This is a genomic window from Nitrobacter vulgaris (assembly GCF_002028545.1).
In the GTDB taxonomy this organism is placed as follows: Bacteria; Pseudomonadota; Alphaproteobacteria; order Rhizobiales; family Xanthobacteraceae; genus Nitrobacter; species Nitrobacter vulgaris.
Genome location: NZ_MWPQ01000051.1, coordinates 30,366 through 49,469 on the forward strand (window position 1 = coordinate 30,366; position 19,104 = coordinate 49,469).

Consider the following 19,104-nt stretch of genomic DNA (forward strand, 5'->3'; position numbering starts at 1 on the left):
CACATGATCAATCAAACGTTGGCGTAATCAAAGGCGGTCGGCGATGGCAGGAAAGACGATCATCCACGGCGGAGGCCAGATAGACGGATATATACAAACCAATTCGATCGAAGCAGTCCTTGCTTCGCTCGCATCTGGTGAGAGGCAGATCGAGCTCGATTGCGTCAAGTTGGCTGACGGCTTCGCATTGGCTCACGACGAAGCTGAAAGGAGATTCTACGGGGTTGAAAAGAAGTTCGCCTCAATAACTCAGGATGAATTTCAGCGCCTGCGGGTGTTCGAAAGATTCAATCCTGTTACGTTCGATATGGTCGAACGACTGTTAGAGATTCTACCAGACACAAAGATAATCATCGACGCGAAGTTTCCGGATTTTCAGTTTCCCGATTTTTTGCAATTTTTGACAAACCGCCACGGATCTCTTCTGGACCGGCTATACTATCAGGTCTATCGACGTGAATGGGTTGATTTTTGTCGCCCGTTCGGAATCCGAAAGGCCGTGATAGCTTTGTGGAAGCACTACGACTCGGATCCCTACTCAGACGAGGCCTATGACTTCGCTCGCAATGCCGCATCAGAGTTGGACGCGCTCGGAATAAGTGTCAGATGGAAAATTCCTGGCAAGCAAGTCGAAAATCTTCACCGTGAGGGTATGACGCGCTTGACAGGTTTGGCCGACGTATACTTCCACGGCCAGGACATCTCTCTGTGTCGTGAGAAAGAACTGCTGGATGCAGGAGTCAATTTTTTCAGTTCATATTCACTTGGCGCGTTACCGGACAGGTTCGATGCAAAATCTTACAAGAAGAGGTATGCTGATCTGGCGCATTTGAGTGACATAGGTGCGGGTTGCCACTACCTGGAATTTGGCGTTCGGGAAGGCAGAGCAATTTAAGTCACTCCAGTACACTAAAACTCTGGTGTAAAAGAGAAGAGACAGGTGATCCGCACCGCACGCTTTTTCTCGACGCTTGATGCGCTGTCGTCCATGAGTTTGTCGAATAACTCACTGATCGCCGGTCGAAAACAAGAAGCGGCAAGGGTTTGCTCATCTTCGATCCTGTTTGATGCCGAGCTCCTTAAATGACCGCCTTCTCGGTCGCCGAGCACGCCGCTCCCATCTGGCCGGCCGCCGTCGTTTCGGCGATCCAGCGATTAACCTCAGTCAAATTGAGTGCGTTGTCTCGGTATATCCGTAGCTGGGCATCGGCGGAGCCGCCCCGCTCGAGTATTCTCTTGCAGTCCTCCAACTCCCGTTGACACGTGAGCTTCGCCGCATCTTCGGAAATTTGTTCAATCAGCGTCGATAGCACGTCGTGAATTTCGACCGGACCGTCTTTTCCCACGAATATGCAGCTTATTCCATAACGTTGGGCTCGCCACTTGTTCTCGACCGCGATCGCACGATCGACGCCCGTCACTCGTTTTGACAGCTCGGGCCGCTCGTAGAGGTAACGCGCAAGGGAGCGATATAGCGCCGCGATTGCCACAGCGTCGTCAACGTAAGTGCACACGTCAGGAGCACGCAGCTCCAGCGTCGGGTGTCGTGAAGATGGACGCAGCCCCCACCAGACATAGCTTTCGTCCGGCATAACGCCCGATTTGACGAGGGCAGCTACGTACTCTTCGAATTCCTGCTTGTTCTCGAATAGTTCAGGAAGGCCGCTGCGGGGTAACTCGTCGTAAGCGGCGAGTCGATAGCCCTTCAGGCCCGTGTCGGCCGAATTCCAGAAGGGAGAGGAGGTCGAGAGTGCAATGAAAATCGGGAGGTAGGGGATCATCGCGCGCATCACCGCGAACCGCCGGTCCGCATCGGGCAATTGCACGTGAACGTGCATCCCGCACACCATGTTCCGATGTCCAACCGCTTTGAAATCTTCGATCATCTCTTCATAACGCACCTTCGGACTGGGCTGCGAAAGCCGCCAGGAGGCTGTCGGGTGCGTAGCCGAGGCCATGATGACGAACCCATATTGAGATGCAACGGCCGCAACCTCGCGGCGCAAAAACTTCAATTCCTCGCGGGCGTCATTGATATCACCATGGATGTTCGTGGCGACTTCGAGCTGAGCCTGCAACATCTCCCGCGTGGCCAGGCCGCCTGTGGACCAATTTGCAGCCTCGAACAGCTCATTGGGCGTCTGCATTGCGACTTCGAAGGTTTCTCTGTCTGCCAGGAAGTATTCCTCCTCGATACCGAACGAATACTCGCTGACTTCCTCACGCCCAGCGGCCGATCGGATAATGAGGTGGCCACCGTCGCGACTGAGGTTGAGACGCAGCGTTTTGAGTATTTTCGGATCACACTGCATGTGCCTGCAACCACGCTTCGAGAACAGCGGCCTGCCATAAGCGCGAGTGGCCCTTTGGGCTCATTTCAGCTTCGGGGTGTTGCAACATGTGATCGATAAAACCGTACCGATACAAACTTCTTTCTCTCGCTTTGGCGGATGTCATCATATCGCGGACGAAGTCGAGGAATGGACCATTCAGGTAACGCAGGGAAGGCAGTGGAAAGTACCCCTTCGATCGGTCGATGACCTCGTTCGGCACATAGCGCCGAGCCATCTTTTTGAGGATGTGCTTGCCGCCACCGCTGACTTTCAGTGCCGCAGGGAGGCGCGACGCAAGCTCCACCACTTCATGGTCGAGGTAAGGAACCCGCGCTTCGAGGCCAAAAGCCATGGTCATGTTATCGACGCGCTTAACGGGATCGTCGGCGAGCATGATCTCACCATCGATCTGCAACACCTTGTCGACAGGAGAGACGGCTTCGGCCTGAGTGAAGAACGTGTCGACGAAGTCTCTGCTGAAATCGTCCGAAATGAACTCCTCCGATAATAGCTCCGTCAGATCTGAATGCTTCCAGTCGAAATAGGACGTTTGATACTGCTGGGTGGCATCATTGGCGAAGAGGAAGGATGGATACCAGCTGTAGCCACCGAACAACTCGTCCGCGCCCTGACCGCTTTGCACCACCTTGACTCGTTTGGACACTTCAGAGGCAAGTAGATAGAACGCAACCGCGTCGTGGCTGACCATTGGCTCCGACATGGACCTGATCGCGGCCGGGAGCGTGTCCAGCGCTTTATTTGCATCGATCCGTATTTGCTCGTGCTTGGTCCCGAACCGTTGCGCGACGAGATCAGAATATCCGCACATTTGTTTTCGTCGGAACTCCTCGCGCCCTATTTACCTTTACCGGCGCCTGCGACAACTGTTTGAGCCGACCAGCGTTCCTCTCCGAGCTGCCTGAGTTCAGATGGGAGAAATGGAACGATATCGATTGAGCCTGACGCGGCTCCGATCAACACATGATTGGTGGGAACCTCCTCCCATCCGGATTCCCTATCGAGCGGCTCGGAAGCGACAACAAGTCCATCGCCGGCGGTCCGGTAATACAACGAGTTGGCACTATCATTCTCTGCAAACCTGAATGCGAACAGGTCATGGCCATTGGTCAGTGCCGACGTAAAGCGCACAGGCTCGCGGTAATCCTCTTCGTTCACCAACTTGCATAGTTCGGACATTACCCGGCGCGTTGCACCCACGGGATCTTCGACAAGCCCCGCGCCCATCATGGCAAGGAATACTGCCTCGGAGTCGGTCGTACCGAGCCGCGAAGGATAGAACTCGTCGGAAATCATACTTTCTACCCTCCGCCGGAGCCGGTTCCAGCTACCGATGAAGCCATTGTGCATGAACATCCATTGGCCGCACACGAACGGGTGGCAGTTCTGCCGCGTCACCGCCGTACAGGTCGCCGCCCTGACATGAGCGAAAAACATGTGAGACTCCAGATGGCGACAGAGATAGCGCAGATTTTCGTCCGACCACGCCGGCCGCGTCTCCCGATAGAGACCGGGTTCCGGATGAATACCGTACCAGCCGAGACCGAATCCATCTCCGTTCGTTCGAGCGGTGGCCTCAAGCGAGCGCAGACTTTGAGCGATGAGAGAATGAACGGGCTCTGTGACGTATTGTTCGAATGCCCGAGTCTCTCCTCGATAAGCGATCCACCTGCACATTGATGAGCCTTTTCTTCCACGTGTCAGGAACAAAGTCACAAACGTTGCTTAAGGAACAGTGCGGGGGACTTCAAGTTCCCTCTGTTGGAACAGCACGAAATCCGGAATGATCCCTTGCCTCATAGACATGGTGGGGCTGGCGAAGCCTACTTGGTTTACGGCCATCTCCAAAACGAGATTGCGGCATTTGTTCGGACTGGTCGCTCGCGCGGCGGCTGACGACCAAATCCATGCAATGGTGGAGCGCCTGCGGGCTGCCGATCGCCGTCCTTACAATCACCGAAGGCCAGGCACATGACGGATGCAGCCAAAGAGAGCTTCACCCCGACCGTCAGCAGTTTCGACACGCCGGGCAGTTTTGGTTCGCAACCAGCAGGGAAGCCTTCCGCACCTAGCTGTTCAAGCCGGATCCAACTTCTCTCTGAGCTTGAACCACAATATGCCGGACAGGCAGCAGAAGCTCACGGCGTTCGCGATGACGATAACGACGTCGTGCTTGAGAACGCCGTAAAGCACCCACGCCCCCACGCCGGTGGTAAGAATGCTGAACATCAGGAGGGACAGATCCCCCGCCTTGCCGGTTTGCCAGCACTTCTTCAGTTGAGGAAAGTACGAGATCGAGGTGCAAAAGGCTGCGAAGAACCCGACAAGGGTAGTGGTGTCCATAGCCAAGATGAACGTGCATACGTCGTGGCGGTTCCTTTACGGAACTCAAGAAAAGATTCCTTGTAGTGACACAAAGAATCTCTCGACTCGTCAAACCAATCTCAGCACTTTTGCGGTCAGTTAACAGAACCAAAAGGCAGGATGGAGACGGTTTTACCGACATCGTCAAGAATAGTAATGCACATCCCGTTATCGGTCAGGTCGGGCGTGTCACCCAGCATCTCTCGAGCCAAGAGTGTTCCGTACATGACGGCCTCCTCATGGGTCTGCAAGGGGACCTTGATGGGTTTTGATTTACGCTCGGCCAGGTCTGTGATGATGTAACTGAAAATCGGCATGATGAGCGAATACCGCCTGGGTTCGTTGTTGTTAAAGGAGGGATGAGTTCACAAGGACAAGCAACGAAGCCCGCTAAAAGGCGTTTGATTTCTTAAGGCTGATGAGTTGATGTCCGTTCGTGGGGACCGGCTGTTGCTTTTGTTATTGATCGTTTCTTAGACCATCACGAGCTCCACCGCCAGCCGGATTGCATCGGCCATCCTCACTACGGATGGGCATATTTTATAAGCTTCGACCGGCGACATCAGTCAAGGCCAAAGAGCGAGAACAAACGAAAACGCCCTCGTTTCCCGACATGCGCTCTTGCGTCCCTCGCCTGCGTCCTGACCATCCCCGGGACGAGTAATTCGGCCGGAACGGAACGAACGGGCCTTTGGCGTTCATCATCTGCAATCTGTCGGCGACAAAAAGGCAAACCTTGTGACACGCAATCATGCGTCGCTGCCATCGGCGCCGCAATTTACACCCTCGAAAAGGAACGGACCGCGAGGAAAATTGTTGCCCGCCCAACAAGGGAGCTTCCTATGGCAACAGACAACCCACGTTCTACCGCGCAGATAGCCGGCCACCCCATCCATCCAATGGTAATAGCTTTTCCCATTGCTTGCTTTGTGTTGGCGTTCGTTTCCGATCTTGCTTTCGCCGCGACTTCGAACGGATTTTGGGCAACGGCTTCGCTGTGGTTACTCGGCATAGGCCTCGTTACCGCGGCGTTGGCTGCTGTGACAGGCCTTGTCGAAGTTCTAGGGGATGATCGTGTGCGCAACCTGTCGGATACGCGGCTTCACGCGATTGGCAATGCCCTCGCTCTGTTGATCGCGGCTTTTAATTGGTACTGGCGGTTCGATCACGGCAGCTCTGTCATCGTTCCAACCGGCGTAGTTCTCTCGGGCCTTGTCGTGCTCGGCCTGGCGTTTTCCGGCTGGAAGGGCGGCGAAATGGTTTTTCGCCACCGGGTCGGAGTTGCCGATTAAAAAACGAAATCCGGATTCTAAGCCGGTTTCCGCGATTTCATTCAATGCTCGGGATCGGCCGCCTTCCTGGCGGCCGATCTTTGCACATTCCCAGCGTTATATCCTGATGTTTTGTGCGGAGCGGTTCTGGCGAGAGCACATTCACGCAAAGGCAAGCAAGGAAACTCAGATTGGTCCAATTGGTCTACAAGGCCGGGAGACTGGATGGGACTTCGCTGAAAAGTTTGCTCGGCAGAATGATCTCGATATCCAAACCGTCTTCTGTACGAGCGCGGACGTAGTTTCCATGCAATTGTTGGTTGATCGCTAGATCCAGAAGCTTCGATCCGAAGCCGCTTTCGGCCGCATCAGAATAGCCGGTTTGCACTGGAGCCTTTTCCGTCCACTTGATACGCAGGCCGTCGATATCGCGACTGATATGGACTCCCAAAATGCCGTCGGCATGCTTCAACGCACCATATTTGGTGGAGTTAGTCGCCAGTTCGTGGAAAACGAGAGCCAGCGGTGTAACGGTTCCACCATTGACGAGGACGTCATCACCGTCGACCGTGAAATGTTTATCTCCCGCACTCTCATAAGGCCGAAGCAGAGCGCCAATAAGTTCCTTTAATGAAACCGATCCTCCCCGTGCAACCGACGTTGCGTGCGCGGTGCGGACGAGACCATGCGCATGATGCAATGCCGTGAGCCGGCTTCTTAGTATGCCTGCCAGCGGTTTCATCTCGGGTTTGTCACGAACTGATAAACTGATTAGCCCGTTGACCAGCGTGAACAGATTTTTGATCCGATGATCGAGTTCATTGGCCACGATCTCACGCTCAGCCGCGAGGTGTCTAAGCTGGTTCAGCATTTCATTTCGTGTCGCAGTCGTCGTGGAGATGACGAGAGGGGCCAGGGAAATAAGTGCAGCCCCCATGCTGATCGACAACACGAGCGATTGATCAACATGTGAAACGTCAATATAGCCCAGAGTTGTCGCTATGATCACCCATATGCAAAAGACAAAGGTCAGCAAGGCCGTCAGGAACACGCGATAGGAAATTGCGCACCAGAGAAGGGCCGGTACAGGGAATGCGAGGGCCCCCATTCCTCCGAAAAAGAGTCCGGTAACGGCCGAGAGGACCAACACAATAATCGGCACTTGATCGTGAAAGGTCGGATGCGGCAGTTGAAGGCGCGCCCATTTACGGCCCTCCGGGTAGGACAAGATCATCGGCAAAAAGGCGAGCTGGTTTATAAGCTCAACTGAAAACCAGTATCGAAAAGAGCTGACCGCTGCCGGATCGTAGAATAAAGGACCGACCAGGATCGACCCAACAATGCCGGCGAATATGGATGCGGCGCCCACCGCAAAAAGAAGGTAAAAAACCGAGGTCCGACGCTCCAGACGTTGGTCAGCCGGATCGGCCCTGGAGAGCACGACATGGCCGACCGCCACGATACCGAAATTGTATGCAGCCAGTCCCGCACTCGTTATTGGGCCGTAATCGGTAACTGGAACCGCAATAACAAATCCGACAAGACAGGCCACCCATCCCACGGGGTGCGCCAATAAAGGAAAGCGCACGAGCATACCAAGCATGAATGCGTTGGCAGGCCAGATCAGCGACAAGACATTGTTGTTTGCCGTGCGAAAGCCGAAAATGCAGAGTACGGAGTACGCTGCGGCAAAAATCAGAAAATAAAGCCATTCCCAGCGCGGATTGGTCGCAGTCTTGAACCAGCTTATCATCGTTGCGGCTTTGGATCTCAGCTTCCTGCGCCAGTCTCAAGCTTAACATTGCACAGTGTGTCAATTGGGATTCATCAATTGCGCGTTGTGCCGAGTACTTTTGCACTCTCCCGAATCGCGGCAGCGATACTACCCCGAGTTTTCGCCCTGCCCACGCGCCCGATGGGAACTTCTCAAGGGAGTTGATCAGAATTGGCCTTTCCTGCGGTAAATAGAAACAGGCGGGCGGCTGATACAATGGCGTGCAATTGAGTTCCCCGACGCGGCAGCTCACGGCGATGGGTCATATCAATCTGTACACGAAATTCGAACGCCCACAGGCTCAGGCGGGCGGCAAATTCCGGGAAGGCGTGAGCAGCGCGACCGGCAAGCTGGCGAACAGCTCACGTGCTAGAAACGACCCTTGCGACAGTATGAACTCACGTCCGCTGAACAGCTCTGACCATCGCTGCGGAACGACCTCAGACGATAGAGTCAGAGTGCAGTCGCCCCATGTATCTGCCCCATGCCCACGGGACGGGTACAAAGCCACCGCGGTCACCAGCGCGCTATCTTCGCTGGTGCGCATGAAGGCACAGAGGCGATCTGCCTGCGGACCTGTGCCGTGGAGCGCTTCGTACGAACCGTGCATGAACAGTTCCGGTTCGCGACGGCGCAACGCCAACGTCTCGGCAATGAGGCGGAGCTTTAAACGGCCGTCACGCCAGTTTTCCAGAAGCTCTGGAAGATCACCCCTGCCCGATTCCACGGATGCCAGTGATGCTTTCCGGATGTCGTAATCAACGGGACGACGATTATCTGGATCGACCATGCTGAAGTCCCAGAGTTCCGCGCCCTGATAGAGATCGGGCACGCCGGGCGCCGTGAATTTCAGCACGACCTGAATAAGGCTGTTGAGAGCGCCAAAGGTAGCCACGCGCTGCTGAAACGCGGAAAAAGATTCCAGAAAGGGATTGGTTCGCGACGTGTCCAGCGCGTAGCGAATGAACTCTAAAACGGCGTCTTCGTATGCGGCGTTCGGCGCAGCCCAGGTCGTATGGACCTTGGCTTCACGCATGGCTTTCGTTATGGCGCCTTCAATCCGCTTGCGAAAGGCGTCCACTTCCTCCGGATCAAGCTGGCCCGCTGAAAGTTGGGCCGGCCATGCTCCGAGCAGGAGTTGATAGAACGCATACTCGTCATTGCGATCTGGCGGCGCTGCGTCCGGATTTCCTGCGCTGCGCGCCCGCAGCATCCGACTCCAAAGTGCAACGTGTTGGGCCCATTCGTCCGGCATCTCCGATAGCACCGCCAGCCGCGCCCGCGTATCCTCGCCGCGCTTGGTGTCATGCGTGGCGGTACTCAGCATGGCATGCGGCGTTCGTTTCGCCCGCTGGGCATTGGCGTGGTGGAAGGCGGATACGCTTACACTGAACTGGTCAGGGTGGCCGCCGACCTCATTCAGCGCCAGCATCCGGTTGTAGCGGTAGAAGGCGGTATCCTCGAGGCCCTTGGCCATTACGGGGCCGCTATATTGCTGTGCGCGCATTGCGACGCGAACCACCTCCACGCGGCTGAATCCGCTACGCGGCTCGGCAACGAGATCGCAAGTCAGGAGTTGGTGGAGGAAATCGAAAACGCTGGGGTCCAAGGCAGCACCATTGCGGCGGGCCTGAGCCATGGCCCAATCGATATCGCGGCGGTCTGCTTGGGTGGGCGGGCTCCGTCCGTCAACATATGTGCGGTAGACGGGAAAAACGGCGATAATTTCTTTTAGCGCCCGTTGCAGGACGTTGTTGGTAAAGTCAGCGGTCCGCGGATTCGAGCGCGCCACCCGCGCTGCCTCCCTGGCCAGCACGTTCAGTTCGCTCGCCATCTCGTTCTCCATGATCCGCATCTTCGAATCGCGGACGATGGCACTGAAGGAGGCCCGTTCACCGGTGAAGTCGGCGTAAAGGCGCGTGAGATCCTCCTGACCCGCCGGATCGTTCAGCAGACCGGTGACGAGGTTAGCGAACTCGTAGCCAGTCGTCCCTTCGACATCCCAGTCATCACGCAGGTTTTCATGCGGCGCAAGGATCTTCTCGACAACGAGATAGAACGGACATGGCGCCTTTTCCCGTAAGCGCAAACAATACCCTTTCGGATCGAGAAGACCATCGACGTGATCCAGCCGGATTCCGTCGAGCACTCCTTGTTCGAGCAAGCGGAACACCAGCGAGTGCGCATGGTCGAAAAGCTGAGGGAGCTCCATCCGGATCCCAGCCAGGTCATTAATGTTGAAGAAGCGGCGGTAGTTGATGTCGTCGGCCGCGACGCGGAAGTGGGCTGCGCGCCAGTGCTGGTCGCGAATCAACGCGTCAAGTTGCGACCAGCTTTGCAGTTCGCCAATCTCGCCGTTGAAACGGTCCACCGCGGCCTGGATCGCGATCGCCAGATCGGGGTTTTCCCTGACTGACTCGGCCAGCTCCAATTTGAGATCCGAAGCCCGGCGGACGATATGCGGCCGCCATGTCGAGAGGTGCGCAAACGCGTCGCCGATGCGCTCCAGGTCCGGATGGTTATCGCCGAGGACGCGCTCGTAGTGAAGCGGGCTGATCGGAAGCTTGTGGTTGTCGTATGCCCACACGGCCAGCGAGCCGGCTTCCGCATCGAACCTGAGTCGGAGCGCACCCGACTGGAGTTCAGCACCGTACTGCTCGCCCAGGAAGGGGACCAGCAGTTTGCCTTGCAGGTAGCTGCGATCCGACTCCCAATCGATGTCGAACCAGCCTGCGAATTGCGAATCCGGACCCCATTCAAGCACGTCCAGCCACCACGGATTGTCCGCACCGCCCACCCCCATATGGTTCGGGACGAAATCAAGGATCTGGCCGAGACCGTTCTCCCGGAACGCGGCAACCATCCGCTCAAAGGCTGAGGTATTGCCGAGCTCAGGGTTCAGTTCGGTGTGGCTGACGATGTCGTAGCCATGCGTGCTGCCGGGGCGAGCCCGCAGATAGGGTGAGCAGTAGACATGGCTTATTCCCAACCTGGCGAGATAAGGCGCGAGCGCCGCCGCCTGATCGAAGCCGAAATCCTTGTTGAGCTGCAGCCGGTAGGTGGCGCGTGGGATCGGCTTGCGGTCAGGCTGGCCCTGTCGATCAAGAGTCATCCGGTATATCCGCCGCCAATTAGGGTCTCAAAAGAGGGCCGGTACGTTGACCTGATCGACGAAATTGCCATGCGGTCGGTGATAGCCTCTTTCAACTTTTGGATGTTGCAAGAGTTCCCTACGCAAAGCCCGAGTTGTCTGTCGTGCTTAGGCGAATTGCGCCGGCAAGAGTTACCCACATCTGAAAGAAACGGGAGGCGCAGTCCCTGCACGCATCCTAGCGGTTATGTCCCGCAGAAAGTCTGCCGGACTTCTTCCTCCGGTTGGGGCGGCTTCGCATAGTCAGCAAACTTCGGCTGGTCGTCGAAGGGATGCGCCAGCACCTCGACGAGTTCGTGAAACTTTTCAAAGCGGCCCGCTTCAGCGTCCCGAATGACCGCTTCGATGCGGTGATTGCGCGGGATGAACATCGGATTGACGGACAGCATCTCGGTGCGCCTCGCTTCGGCCGACCGTTCTTCAAGCGACAGGCGTTCCCGCCATCGTCCAGCCCATTCGTCGAAAGCGGAAGGGTCTGTGAATAGCCCCCGTACGTCCACATCGCCTTTGGCATGGGCGGCTGCCTCGCAAAGGGCGCGGAAAGTCAACGTGAAATCCGCATCATTCTCCGCCATCCGGTTCAGGAGATCAGACGCGAGTTCGAGATCGCCTTCCACCGCGCGCGCGAGGCCGAGCTTCTGACGCATGCCTGCAAGGTATGCGGCATTGAAGTGATCATCGAAGCCGGCGATCGAGGCATTTGCAGCTTCAATCGCCTTGTCACCGCCATCCGCTATGAGCGGTAGCAATGTCTCGCCAAACCGGGCCAAATTCCATGCCACGGCGGCGGGCTGATTTGCAAACGCGTAGCGTCCGAACTGGTCGATGTAACTGAAAACCTTGTCAGGCCGGTAGGCGTCGATGAAAGCGCACGGCCCGTAGTCAATCGTCTCGCCTCCAATCGCGGTGTTGTCAGTGTTCAGAACACCATGGATGAATCCAACAAGCATCCATCTTGCCGACAACCGGGCCAACGCTGCGACGACCGCGTCGTAGAAAGCCCGATAGGGGTCCTCAGCCAAGCGCGCTTCCGGGTAGTGCCGGGCGATCGCATAGTCGGCCAGAGCGCGAAGGTTTTCGATGTCCCCCCGTGCGGCAAAGTACTGAAACGTGCCGACGCGCAGGTGGCTCGACGCAACGCGGGTCAGAATTCCGCCCGGCAGCGCCCGCTCGCGCATGACGTTTTCGCCTGTCAACACCGCGGCGAGCGAGCGTGTTGTAGGAATGCCAAGCGCAGCCATGGCCTCGCTGACGATATATTCGCGGATGACGGGACCGAGCGCGGCGCGGCCATCACCGCCCCGCGAGAAGCGGGTTCGGCCAGAGCCCTTCAGCTGAAGGTCGAATCGCTTACCCGCAACGTCCACGACTTCGCCAAGCAGAACGGCCCGCCCGTCGCCGAGCTGGGGCACGAAGTCTCCGAACTGGTGCCCTGCGTAGGCCTGCGCGATGGGTTCGGATCCAGACGCGATCTCATTGCCAGAGAGGACAGCGACGCCTTCCGGGCTCTCGAGAAACCTTGGATCGATGCGCAGTTGGCAAGCCAGCGCGTCATTTACGCGCAAGAGCCTCGGCGCTGCTACCGCTAACGGTTTCACGCGTTGATAAAACGCCTCCGGCAACCGCGCATAGCTGTTGTCGAACGGAATGGGCCCTGCCGCGTCCGCGGACGTAGAACTTTCTGCAAGCGATCTCATGATTCTAAGAGTCGTCCCTCCGTCCTAAAAAAGCAAGGTTCACCCGTTCCGGCCTCAACGTCTCAAACCCAGCACATTGGGGCCAAGAGCAAGAATCGGCTTAAAAGTCCTTCTCTTGCAAACCTCTTCTCGCAACGAAAATTTGGGAACAAACTCAAGCCTACGCATGTTCTCCTCCGCAAAGTTAGAAGAGCGCGATCATGGAGGCGCCAAATGACGATGATTGACTGGCTCAAAAAACGCTTAACGAACATCAGCTCAGCGCCCGCCTCAGTGGCTTATGAATTCGGCGGCGTTCAGGAATGGCCACTCGACTACGGCAACGATCAGCGGCTGGCCGAACTGCTCGCCAGTCGCCCGGCAAAGCTTTTGGGACGATCTGGGCGCCGCGCCAAGCTTTAGCCGCTGGCAGCCCGCATCGGAAAACGCCCGGACACGCCCCGCGACGTATTAGCCTTGGTCGGTGCCACGCTGCGGTGGCTGAGGGTTATTTTCGGGGTTCGTATCGTACTTGGATATCCGGGTAATGAGCCCACTCGTAGCAAGCGGTTGCAGATCTGACTCCAAGCTATCAGCGATCTCCTTCGCATAGACCTCTTGATCCTCCACATAGAGCGTGAAGGATTTCAGATATTTTTCCTTCTTTGTCGGGTTCTGAATCGTTGCCTTGGTCCATTCATAAAGCGGATAGCCTTCGATGCCGCGCTCTTCTGCTACGGCGACATACTCGGAAAATGCATCGAACTGGGATTTTGGCACCGCGCGATGTCTGGCGAGAATATCCAAAAGGCGTGTTAGCGCCGGTTCTTGTACGTTTCGTCGTATCGATTCCGCGATGACCGAATCGTTTACGTCGAACCTGACCTGATACTGCAACTGAGGAGCCATGCTACTCGTCTCGTTCTCTGATCGCCCCTCGCCGCAAAACCTAATGCTCGCTCATAACTATGTCCAGTAAGGAACCGGCTAACTGTACTGCCTGCTCGATGGAGGCAAAAAGCGCTTCGCACGGTCTGTGTGTTAGAGGCGCTTGCCGCAAGCCTCTTCAGGCATGGCAAGCGACTGGCGCTGGGTGAATTCGGTGTCGGACAGAGCCGTGAGGAAGGCGATCAACTGTTTCGCCTCGGCCGCGTCGTGCGTCAGGCCGTGCTTGGCGACAGCCTCATCGAGCGTCCGCGCCGATCCATCGTGCCACCAGGGGCCGGTGAGCGCGACGTTGCGCAGCGATGGCGTCCGGAATTTGCCACGGTCGGCGTCGATCCCGGTCTTCTCGAACAGCCCCTGATCGGGGAGCGCGGGATCGGCCGGGCCAAGCCGGTGCATGGACAAATCCGTGAAGTTCGCTCCCGAATGACAGGCCGCGCAATCGCGGGCGAACAGCGCTGAACCAGCTTGTGCATTCGGAGCGAGCTGCTGCCGGTCCCAGGCGTTGCCATAAGAGATGAGCGTACGTTCGAAGCTCGCCAGCGCACGCGCCACGTTGGGAAAGTCGATGCGACCGCTGTTCTCGGGAAAGGCGCGTGCGAACATCGTCTGATAACAGCTATCGCGTCCGAGCCGTTTGCCGATCTCCGCCTCGCGCCCTGCCATGCCCATCTCGACCGGATGAGCGCCGAATACCGGGGTCGCCGCCTGCGTCTCAAGCGTTGTGGCTGCTGGATCCGCGAAGTTCAGTGGTGTGAACCAGGCGACGTTGGCCAGCCCGGGAACATTGCGTCGCCCGGACTCGTCGGTCACTCCAGGATGAGTGCGATTGCCATCGGCGAAAGCGTGCTTCTGCTCGTGGCAAGTAGCACAGGACATCGTGCCGTTAGCCGAGAGATCAGCGTCGTAGAATAGACGCCGCCCAAGCTCGATCTTGACAGTGGTCATGGGATTATCGGCTGGAATCGGCGGCGCCGAAACGCCGGCAGGCAGCGTCCAGCGCCATGTTGAAGTCTCTCGCGGTAGAAATCCTGCTGACAACAAACTTGTCAGCAGGAGCCCGGCTGACGGCAACAGGAGTGAGAAGGGCGGGGTCTGCACGGGATCAGGGCAAGCGCGCGAGCAGCACTGTCATCTGCGGCTGGCCATTGGCCGATATTTGCAAGATGTAAGGGCCGGGGGTGAGAGGGTAATCTACCATCTTGCGGATTCCGGTGCAGTTCGGCCCATGGCCATGCGCGGTCGATTTCACGGCCTGCTCGTCTCGCACGAGATCGATCCAGGCGGCCGAATCGAGCGCCACCCGGTAGGTGCCGGCCTCATGCACATCGAGCAGCACAAGACCGCCATAGCTGACCGAGCCGCCCGGCTTCTCCGGGCGCAGTGGGTAACGCACATCAGGTGTCCGCAGCAAAGTGAGGCTTGCGGCCTGGCCTATTGGCAGGCGCGCGCGTGACGTACTTGTCTCGGTCTCCGCCGCCTTTAGTTGGAACGGTGTGGTCCAGGGTGCCAGTTCACCTGTCGGCGCGACCGGAGCGGCACAAGCCGGCGGCGGAGCAGATTCCTGTGCCTCGATCGGCCCGGCTGCAACGGCGGCAAGGCCAAGCGCGCTCAGCGCCAGACCCCATGAAATCTTCCTGCGCATGTTTACCTCTCGTCACCATTACCTGAATATAACGTGCAGACTCCGCAACAAGCATACCAAGCACATCGAGGCCAAAGTCTGGCTGACCGTGTTAAGACCTTTCGAAGTTCGTTCGCCAAACGGACAAAGCGGCCCCACAGGCATACACGATCAGCGCAGCGCCCTTTGAAGATGCACGCCGGAGGGCCAGCGTGCATCTTCTCGCCGCGCTGCCGCACCAAGCTAAAATATGGCCCGCACCTTCGCGTAGAAGGTGCGTCCCGGCTGCGGCAGTCCCCACACCAGTTCGTAGTTCTGGTCGAGCAGATTCCTCACGCCGCCGGCCAACTCGACATTCTCGGTGACCTGGTAGTTGACGTTGATGTTGGCGAGCGTGTAGGCCCCGGTGCGGATATAGAGATCGGGAAAGGCGGCGCGGATCGGCGCGTTCGGTCCCTGGGTGCCGACGAGGACATCGCTCCAGCGGTCGCTCGCGACCTCCAGATTCGGCGTGATGGCGAGCGGCTCGATCGGCCGCCATGTGGCATAGACGAACGCCTTCTGGGTCGGCACCCCGACCGGCCTGAATCCGGGAATTGATACGTCGCTGACGTTTCGCTCGATAAAGGTGTAGTTGCCGCCGATCATAAACTGCGCGGAGAGCTGCGCTTCCAGCGACGCCTCAAAACCATAGAAGTTGCCTTGGTTGATGTTCTGCGTCTGCGACTGTGTCGGGCTGACACGGACCGCCTGAATCAGATCGCGCACGTCGCTGTAGAAGATCGCAGCCGTTCCCTTCAGGTTAGAAAGAATCTGACCCTTCCAGCCAAGTTCGTAATTGGTGGCGCGCTCCGGGCCCAGGTTGGGATTCGGAATCGCATTGCCAAAGCGCTGGCTGTAAAGCTCGAAGATGGTCGGAAAGCGCGCGCGGTCAGATACGCTGAAATAGACCTGCTTGGCCTCGCTGTAACGCCAGATCGCTGCCGTTTGCCAGTTCAAGGCATCGGCGCCACCTTTGGGATACTCGTATAGTCCCCTTATGTCGTCATACTCTTCAGCTTTATCGATCCGATATTTGTCATAGCTGACACCCCCCACCAAATCGACGTCCGGGGTGACGTGGAAAGTGTCTTCCAGCGCCGCCGACCACGTCGTCTGGTTCTGATGCTGCCACGGCTCGGTGGTATTAAAAACAGGACTGGTCGGACGGTTGTCATTCTGCTCGGTGTGAAAATCCTGCCGATAGTGGAATGCCGCCTTCAACGTGTTCATCGGAATCAGCTCGGTGCCGGCCTCGATCGAGCCGCCGCGCGCGTTGTCGTTATACTGGCTGTTGAAACGGCCGGGATTCGATTGCGACCTATAGGTGATGTCGTCATACGCCGAGAGCGCGTTGTAAAACTTGTTGTAGAAAAGTTTGGTCCTGAGATAGGAGGCGTCGCCGATCTGCGTGTTCGACAGGAAGGCCAGATTCTCGACATTCCATGCGGGCCAGAGCCAAAAGCTGTTCTGGCTCGATGGCGGGTTGTTGTAGACGTTCAGGGGCGCACCCTTGGCGCCGGACTGCTTGGTATAGTTGATGCTGTATTCGTCGGTGGCGTTGGGCGTGTAACCAGCCTTGAGGTTGACTCGCCAGTCCTGCGTGTCCGATCCGTTGCGCCGTCCGCCATCTTCCAGCGAGCCGGGGTAAGGACCCTGCGCTGGATATGGCGAATAGCCGCGCGATAGCGACCAGAAATTCTGGTCGAGTTGGTTGACGCTGCCCTGAACGTAGAAATTCTCCTGGCGTGAGCCGATCCTCGCGTAGCTGTTCCAACCCTGAAATGCTCCGCGATTGTCGAACATCGTGCCAGCGCGGATTTCAGACTCGAACGGCTTGACCGGTTTAAGCGACACCAGGTTGATGGCCCCGCCCATTCCGCCCGGCCCGTCGAGCACCGAAGCATAACCTTTTTGAATTTGGATCTCGGAAATGTCGCCGGTGAGGAAACGGCTAAAATCGAGCCGGTTGTCGGCTGGAAGATAGAGGCGCACACCGTCAATCATCAACGGTACCTGCCAGCGGCCAAAACCGCGCACGAAAATGTCGGTCTCGTTACGCTGACCGGCGGACGATAGCGTGCCGTTAACACCCGGCACCAGGTTCACCGCCTGATCGAGGGTCTGCTTTTCGAAGGTCCACATCTGCTCGCGCGTCACCGTTGAACCGCCGACGCCGCCCCCGCCCGCACCCCCGCTCCCGCTTCCTCCGCGTGCTGCGCCTGAAACGTAGATCTCGCCGAGTTGATAAACTCCGTCACGATCTTGGCCACGATCTTGCGCGTCCGCGCCGACCGTCATCGCAACAATCGCTACGGACGACAGGAGCGCGCCCCTGCCAGGGAAATTCACTGATCGTATCATCGTCACCCCCAAGCAATCGCTATATTTATAAAAAAATATCGATACCGAGGATGGAGGTAAAAATCTCAGCGACATATTGACACATATATAACGACTGAGTTGAGCGACTCTTGCGCCGGATGTTTCAACCGGCGCGGGCAGCGGCCGCCTCGCTATAGTGGCACGGGTATTACCGCACACATTTTTGGATAGCGGATAGCGCGACGTTCTCACTCACTGTTCGCTTAGACCCCAGCATTGTCTCGATTTCATATCGGCGGACATATCGAAATCAAAAAAGACCGAAAAGGCCAAGACGAGAAGCGCTGCGGCTCAATTACGGAAGTCCTTTTGTCATCGTAAAGGGATTGAACCCACGTTCCGCGAGGGCAGCCCACGAAGCTGCGCCAAGATGTGACAATCGGAAATAGAGTCGCGGCTTGGTCGGGTCGGTGTCCAACACGAACCCGGTTGGTAACTCGCGGACAGTCGAGGCATAGAACCCACCATCGGGCGACCTCTGTGATTCGATGACAGCGATCAACGACTCTGCCCTCTCAGTCTTGCCGAGCAATTTCATCAAGAGAGCCACTTGGCCCGTCCCTTCGGTCCACACACCGTCCCGGTCTTCGCCGTAAGAAAGCCTCCGCCGACACTCATTCGCTGTTCGGCGGTCGTCATTGCCGATGCAAATTTCCCGGCCGCTCCGTGAAGCGCTGTTAAAGGCCAGATCTGAGCATCCAGAGCCAAAATCGGATTGTGCGTGACGCCGTCTTCAGCTGTCCCTGCGGCGAAACAGGCGCATGCCGGTTTCCACATCGTATTTACGAAGTACTCAGCAACCGTTGCCTTATCGCGCCAGCGCGAATCGCCTGTACGGATCGCAAGAAGGCCAAACGCAGCGGCGAGGTCAGTATTATGTTCGGTCGATTTCCACGCCCGCACTTCCGGCGTCGGTTCATGCCCAAACGTACCGCCCGTGAAACCGCCAGTGCCGCGCGTATCGGCCCATTGCGCGACCCAGGCGCCAAGCCGTGCTGCACCATCGCGGAACCGAGAGCCGGTGTTCGCATCGTCAATCGACAGCAACGCCAACATGGCCCATGCGATGTTACCAACATCGCTGCCCACCTGATATCGATCCTCTAACCATTTGTTCTGAGTATTATCCCACCACCCTGGAAGTTTGACGGGGCCATTCGCCACCACACCCGCGGCGTAAGCATTCCTGAGCCGTCCATCATGCCAGGTGCGGTCGTTATCGATGGCCCAAAGAACCGCCGAGCCAATCCGATACGCTTTGTCCTGCTCACCGCAACCGACCAATGCGATGGCGGCTACCGCATTGTCATAGAGGTAGGCGGCGCCATGCAGAGGCCCCGATTCGACGGTCGGATAGCTGGGCAGGAACAACGGCCCCGACGGCGGTGCCTTATCAATCAGACCAGCGAGGTATCCGCACGCTGACGCCTTTGGTGCTGCTGAAGCCTGTAGCGGAGCGGCGGCCATCATGATTGCGAAAGTCGCGACGATCCAAGTGTGAACGCAGAGCCCGCGACAACGGGA

At 57.5% G+C, this 19,104-nt stretch carries 16 protein-coding genes and 1 pseudogene; 5 read left to right on the forward strand and 12 right to left on the reverse strand.

Annotation, left to right across the window (positions count from 1 at the left end):
- Nucleotides 1-43 precede the first annotated feature (43 nt).
- Both B2M20_RS14360 and B2M20_RS19595 read left to right on the forward strand, forming a co-directional pair.
- Nucleotides 44-895: a PI-PLC domain-containing protein gene (locus B2M20_RS14360; protein WP_079447734.1), complete on the forward strand. Its 852-nt coding sequence runs from the start codon at nucleotides 44-46 to the stop codon at nucleotides 893-895.
- 45 nt (nucleotides 896-940) lie between these two features.
- Entirely contained in the window at nucleotides 941-1,087 is a 147-nt protein-coding gene (locus B2M20_RS19595; protein ID WP_158081544.1) for a hypothetical protein, read from the forward strand.
- On the opposite strand, the gene B2M20_RS14365 is transcribed toward B2M20_RS19595, so the two are convergent.
- The 3 genes and pseudogenes from B2M20_RS14365 to B2M20_RS14375 form a co-directional block, all read right to left on the reverse strand.
- Entirely contained in the window at nucleotides 1,080-2,312 is a 1,233-nt protein-coding gene (locus B2M20_RS14365; protein ID WP_079447735.1) for a carboxylate-amine ligase, read from the reverse strand. The genes B2M20_RS19595 and B2M20_RS14365 overlap by 8 nt on opposite strands.
- Nucleotides 2,302-3,183, reverse strand: a pseudogene (locus tag B2M20_RS14370) (asparagine synthase-related protein); the annotation flags it as partial. The gene B2M20_RS14365 and the pseudogene B2M20_RS14370, both read right to left, overlap by 11 nt.
- Nucleotides 3,184-3,188: 5 nt before the next feature.
- The gene (locus B2M20_RS14375) at nucleotides 3,189-4,028 is read right to left on the reverse strand and encodes a class II glutamine amidotransferase (protein ID WP_079447737.1); all 840 of its coding nucleotides are present in this window, start codon (nucleotides 4,026-4,028) and stop codon (nucleotides 3,189-3,191) included.
- 294 nt (nucleotides 4,029-4,322) lie between these two features.
- Between B2M20_RS14375 and B2M20_RS20855 the strand changes: the two genes are divergently transcribed.
- Nucleotides 4,323-4,760, forward strand: coding sequence for a hypothetical protein (locus B2M20_RS20855; protein WP_244553525.1), 438 nt, complete (start codon nucleotides 4,323-4,325; stop codon nucleotides 4,758-4,760).
- Nucleotides 4,761-4,810: 50 nt separating this feature from the next.
- On the opposite strand, the gene B2M20_RS14385 is transcribed toward B2M20_RS20855, so the two are convergent.
- Nucleotides 4,811-5,032: a hypothetical protein gene (locus tag B2M20_RS14385; RefSeq protein WP_079447739.1), complete on the reverse strand. Its 222-nt coding sequence runs from the start codon at nucleotides 5,030-5,032 to the stop codon at nucleotides 4,811-4,813.
- Between the two features lie 525 nt (nucleotides 5,033-5,557).
- Here B2M20_RS14385 and B2M20_RS14390 point away from each other — a divergent pair.
- Nucleotides 5,558-6,007 (forward strand): DUF2231 domain-containing protein, encoded by a 450-nt coding sequence (locus tag B2M20_RS14390; RefSeq protein WP_173816023.1) that lies wholly within the window; start codon nucleotides 5,558-5,560, stop codon nucleotides 6,005-6,007.
- A 184-nt stretch (nucleotides 6,008-6,191) separates the two neighbouring features.
- On the opposite strand, the gene B2M20_RS14395 is transcribed toward B2M20_RS14390, so the two are convergent.
- From B2M20_RS14395 to B2M20_RS14405, 3 genes are all read right to left on the reverse strand, one after another.
- The gene (locus B2M20_RS14395) at nucleotides 6,192-7,739 is read right to left on the reverse strand and encodes a sensor histidine kinase (RefSeq protein ID WP_079447741.1); all 1,548 of its coding nucleotides are present in this window, start codon (nucleotides 7,737-7,739) and stop codon (nucleotides 6,192-6,194) included.
- 322 nt (nucleotides 7,740-8,061) lie between these two features.
- On the reverse strand, nucleotides 8,062-10,872 hold the full coding sequence (gene treY, locus B2M20_RS14400; protein WP_079447742.1) for a malto-oligosyltrehalose synthase: 2,811 nt from the start codon (nucleotides 10,870-10,872) through the stop codon (nucleotides 8,062-8,064).
- 224 nt (nucleotides 10,873-11,096) lie between these two features.
- Nucleotides 11,097-12,608 carry a protein adenylyltransferase SelO gene (locus tag B2M20_RS14405; protein WP_079447743.1) on the reverse strand — a complete coding sequence of 504 codons (1,512 nt, stop codon included), beginning with the start codon at nucleotides 12,606-12,608 and terminating at the stop codon, nucleotides 11,097-11,099.
- 213 nt (nucleotides 12,609-12,821) lie between these two features.
- Between B2M20_RS14405 and B2M20_RS14410 the strand changes: the two genes are divergently transcribed.
- Nucleotides 12,822-13,010: a hypothetical protein gene (locus tag B2M20_RS14410; RefSeq protein ID WP_139372919.1), complete on the forward strand. Its 189-nt coding sequence runs from the start codon at nucleotides 12,822-12,824 to the stop codon at nucleotides 13,008-13,010.
- Between the two features lie 48 nt (nucleotides 13,011-13,058).
- On the opposite strand, the gene B2M20_RS14415 is transcribed toward B2M20_RS14410, so the two are convergent.
- The 5 genes from B2M20_RS14415 to B2M20_RS14435 all read right to left on the reverse strand — a co-directional run bounded on the left by B2M20_RS14415 (nucleotide 13,059) and on the right by B2M20_RS14435 (nucleotide 19,047).
- Entirely contained in the window at nucleotides 13,059-13,496 is a 438-nt protein-coding gene (locus B2M20_RS14415; RefSeq protein WP_079447745.1) for a hypothetical protein, read from the reverse strand.
- A gap of 132 nt (nucleotides 13,497-13,628) precedes the next feature.
- Nucleotides 13,629-14,480: a cytochrome-c peroxidase gene (locus B2M20_RS14420; protein WP_244553526.1), complete on the reverse strand. Its 852-nt coding sequence runs from the start codon at nucleotides 14,478-14,480 to the stop codon at nucleotides 13,629-13,631.
- 157 nt (nucleotides 14,481-14,637) lie between these two features.
- Nucleotides 14,638-15,177: a hypothetical protein gene (locus tag B2M20_RS14425; RefSeq protein WP_079447746.1), complete on the reverse strand. Its 540-nt coding sequence runs from the start codon at nucleotides 15,175-15,177 to the stop codon at nucleotides 14,638-14,640.
- A gap of 222 nt (nucleotides 15,178-15,399) precedes the next feature.
- A complete protein-coding gene (locus B2M20_RS14430; protein ID WP_079447747.1) occupies nucleotides 15,400-17,559 on the reverse strand; it encodes a TonB-dependent receptor plug domain-containing protein in 2,160 nt (719 codons plus the stop codon).
- A 558-nt stretch (nucleotides 17,560-18,117) separates the two neighbouring features.
- A complete protein-coding gene (locus B2M20_RS14435) occupies nucleotides 18,118-19,047 on the reverse strand; it encodes a hypothetical protein (RefSeq protein WP_244553527.1) in 930 nt (309 codons plus the stop codon).
- Nucleotides 19,048-19,104 lie beyond the last annotated feature (57 nt).

Excerpts from the sequence above, each read along its gene's own strand:
- B2M20_RS14360 (WP_079447734.1), top strand. The coding sequence starts at position 44 with ATGGCAGGAAAGACGATCATCCACGGCGGAGGCCAGATAGACGGATAT.
- B2M20_RS14365 (WP_079447735.1), bottom strand. The coding sequence starts at position 2,312 with ATGCAGTGTGATCCGAAAATACTCAAAACGCTGCGTCTCAACCTCAGT.
- B2M20_RS14375 (WP_079447737.1), bottom strand. The coding sequence starts at position 4,028 with ATGTGCAGGTGGATCGCTTATCGAGGAGAGACTCGGGCATTCGAACAA.
- B2M20_RS20855 (WP_244553525.1), top strand. The coding sequence starts at position 4,323 with ATGACGGATGCAGCCAAAGAGAGCTTCACCCCGACCGTCAGCAGTTTC.
- B2M20_RS14385 (WP_079447739.1), bottom strand. The coding sequence starts at position 5,032 with ATGCCGATTTTCAGTTACATCATCACAGACCTGGCCGAGCGTAAATCA.
- B2M20_RS14390 (WP_173816023.1), top strand. The coding sequence starts at position 5,558 with ATGGCAACAGACAACCCACGTTCTACCGCGCAGATAGCCGGCCACCCC.
- B2M20_RS14395 (WP_079447741.1), bottom strand. The coding sequence starts at position 7,739 with ATGATAAGCTGGTTCAAGACTGCGACCAATCCGCGCTGGGAATGGCTT.
- treY (WP_079447742.1), bottom strand. The coding sequence starts at position 10,872 with ATGACTCTTGATCGACAGGGCCAGCCTGACCGCAAGCCGATCCCACGC.
- B2M20_RS14405 (WP_079447743.1), bottom strand. The coding sequence starts at position 12,608 with ATGAGATCGCTTGCAGAAAGTTCTACGTCCGCGGACGCGGCAGGGCCC.
- B2M20_RS14410 (WP_139372919.1), top strand. The coding sequence starts at position 12,822 with ATGACGATGATTGACTGGCTCAAAAAACGCTTAACGAACATCAGCTCA.
- B2M20_RS14415 (WP_079447745.1), bottom strand. The coding sequence starts at position 13,496 with ATGGCTCCTCAGTTGCAGTATCAGGTCAGGTTCGACGTAAACGATTCG.
- B2M20_RS14420 (WP_244553526.1), bottom strand. The coding sequence starts at position 14,480 with ATGACCACTGTCAAGATCGAGCTTGGGCGGCGTCTATTCTACGACGCT.
- B2M20_RS14425 (WP_079447746.1), bottom strand. The coding sequence starts at position 15,177 with ATGCGCAGGAAGATTTCATGGGGTCTGGCGCTGAGCGCGCTTGGCCTT.
- B2M20_RS14430 (WP_079447747.1), bottom strand. The coding sequence starts at position 17,559 with ATGATACGATCAGTGAATTTCCCTGGCAGGGGCGCGCTCCTGTCGTCC.
- B2M20_RS14435 (WP_244553527.1), bottom strand. The coding sequence starts at position 19,047 with ATGGCCGCCGCTCCGCTACAGGCTTCAGCAGCACCAAAGGCGTCAGCG.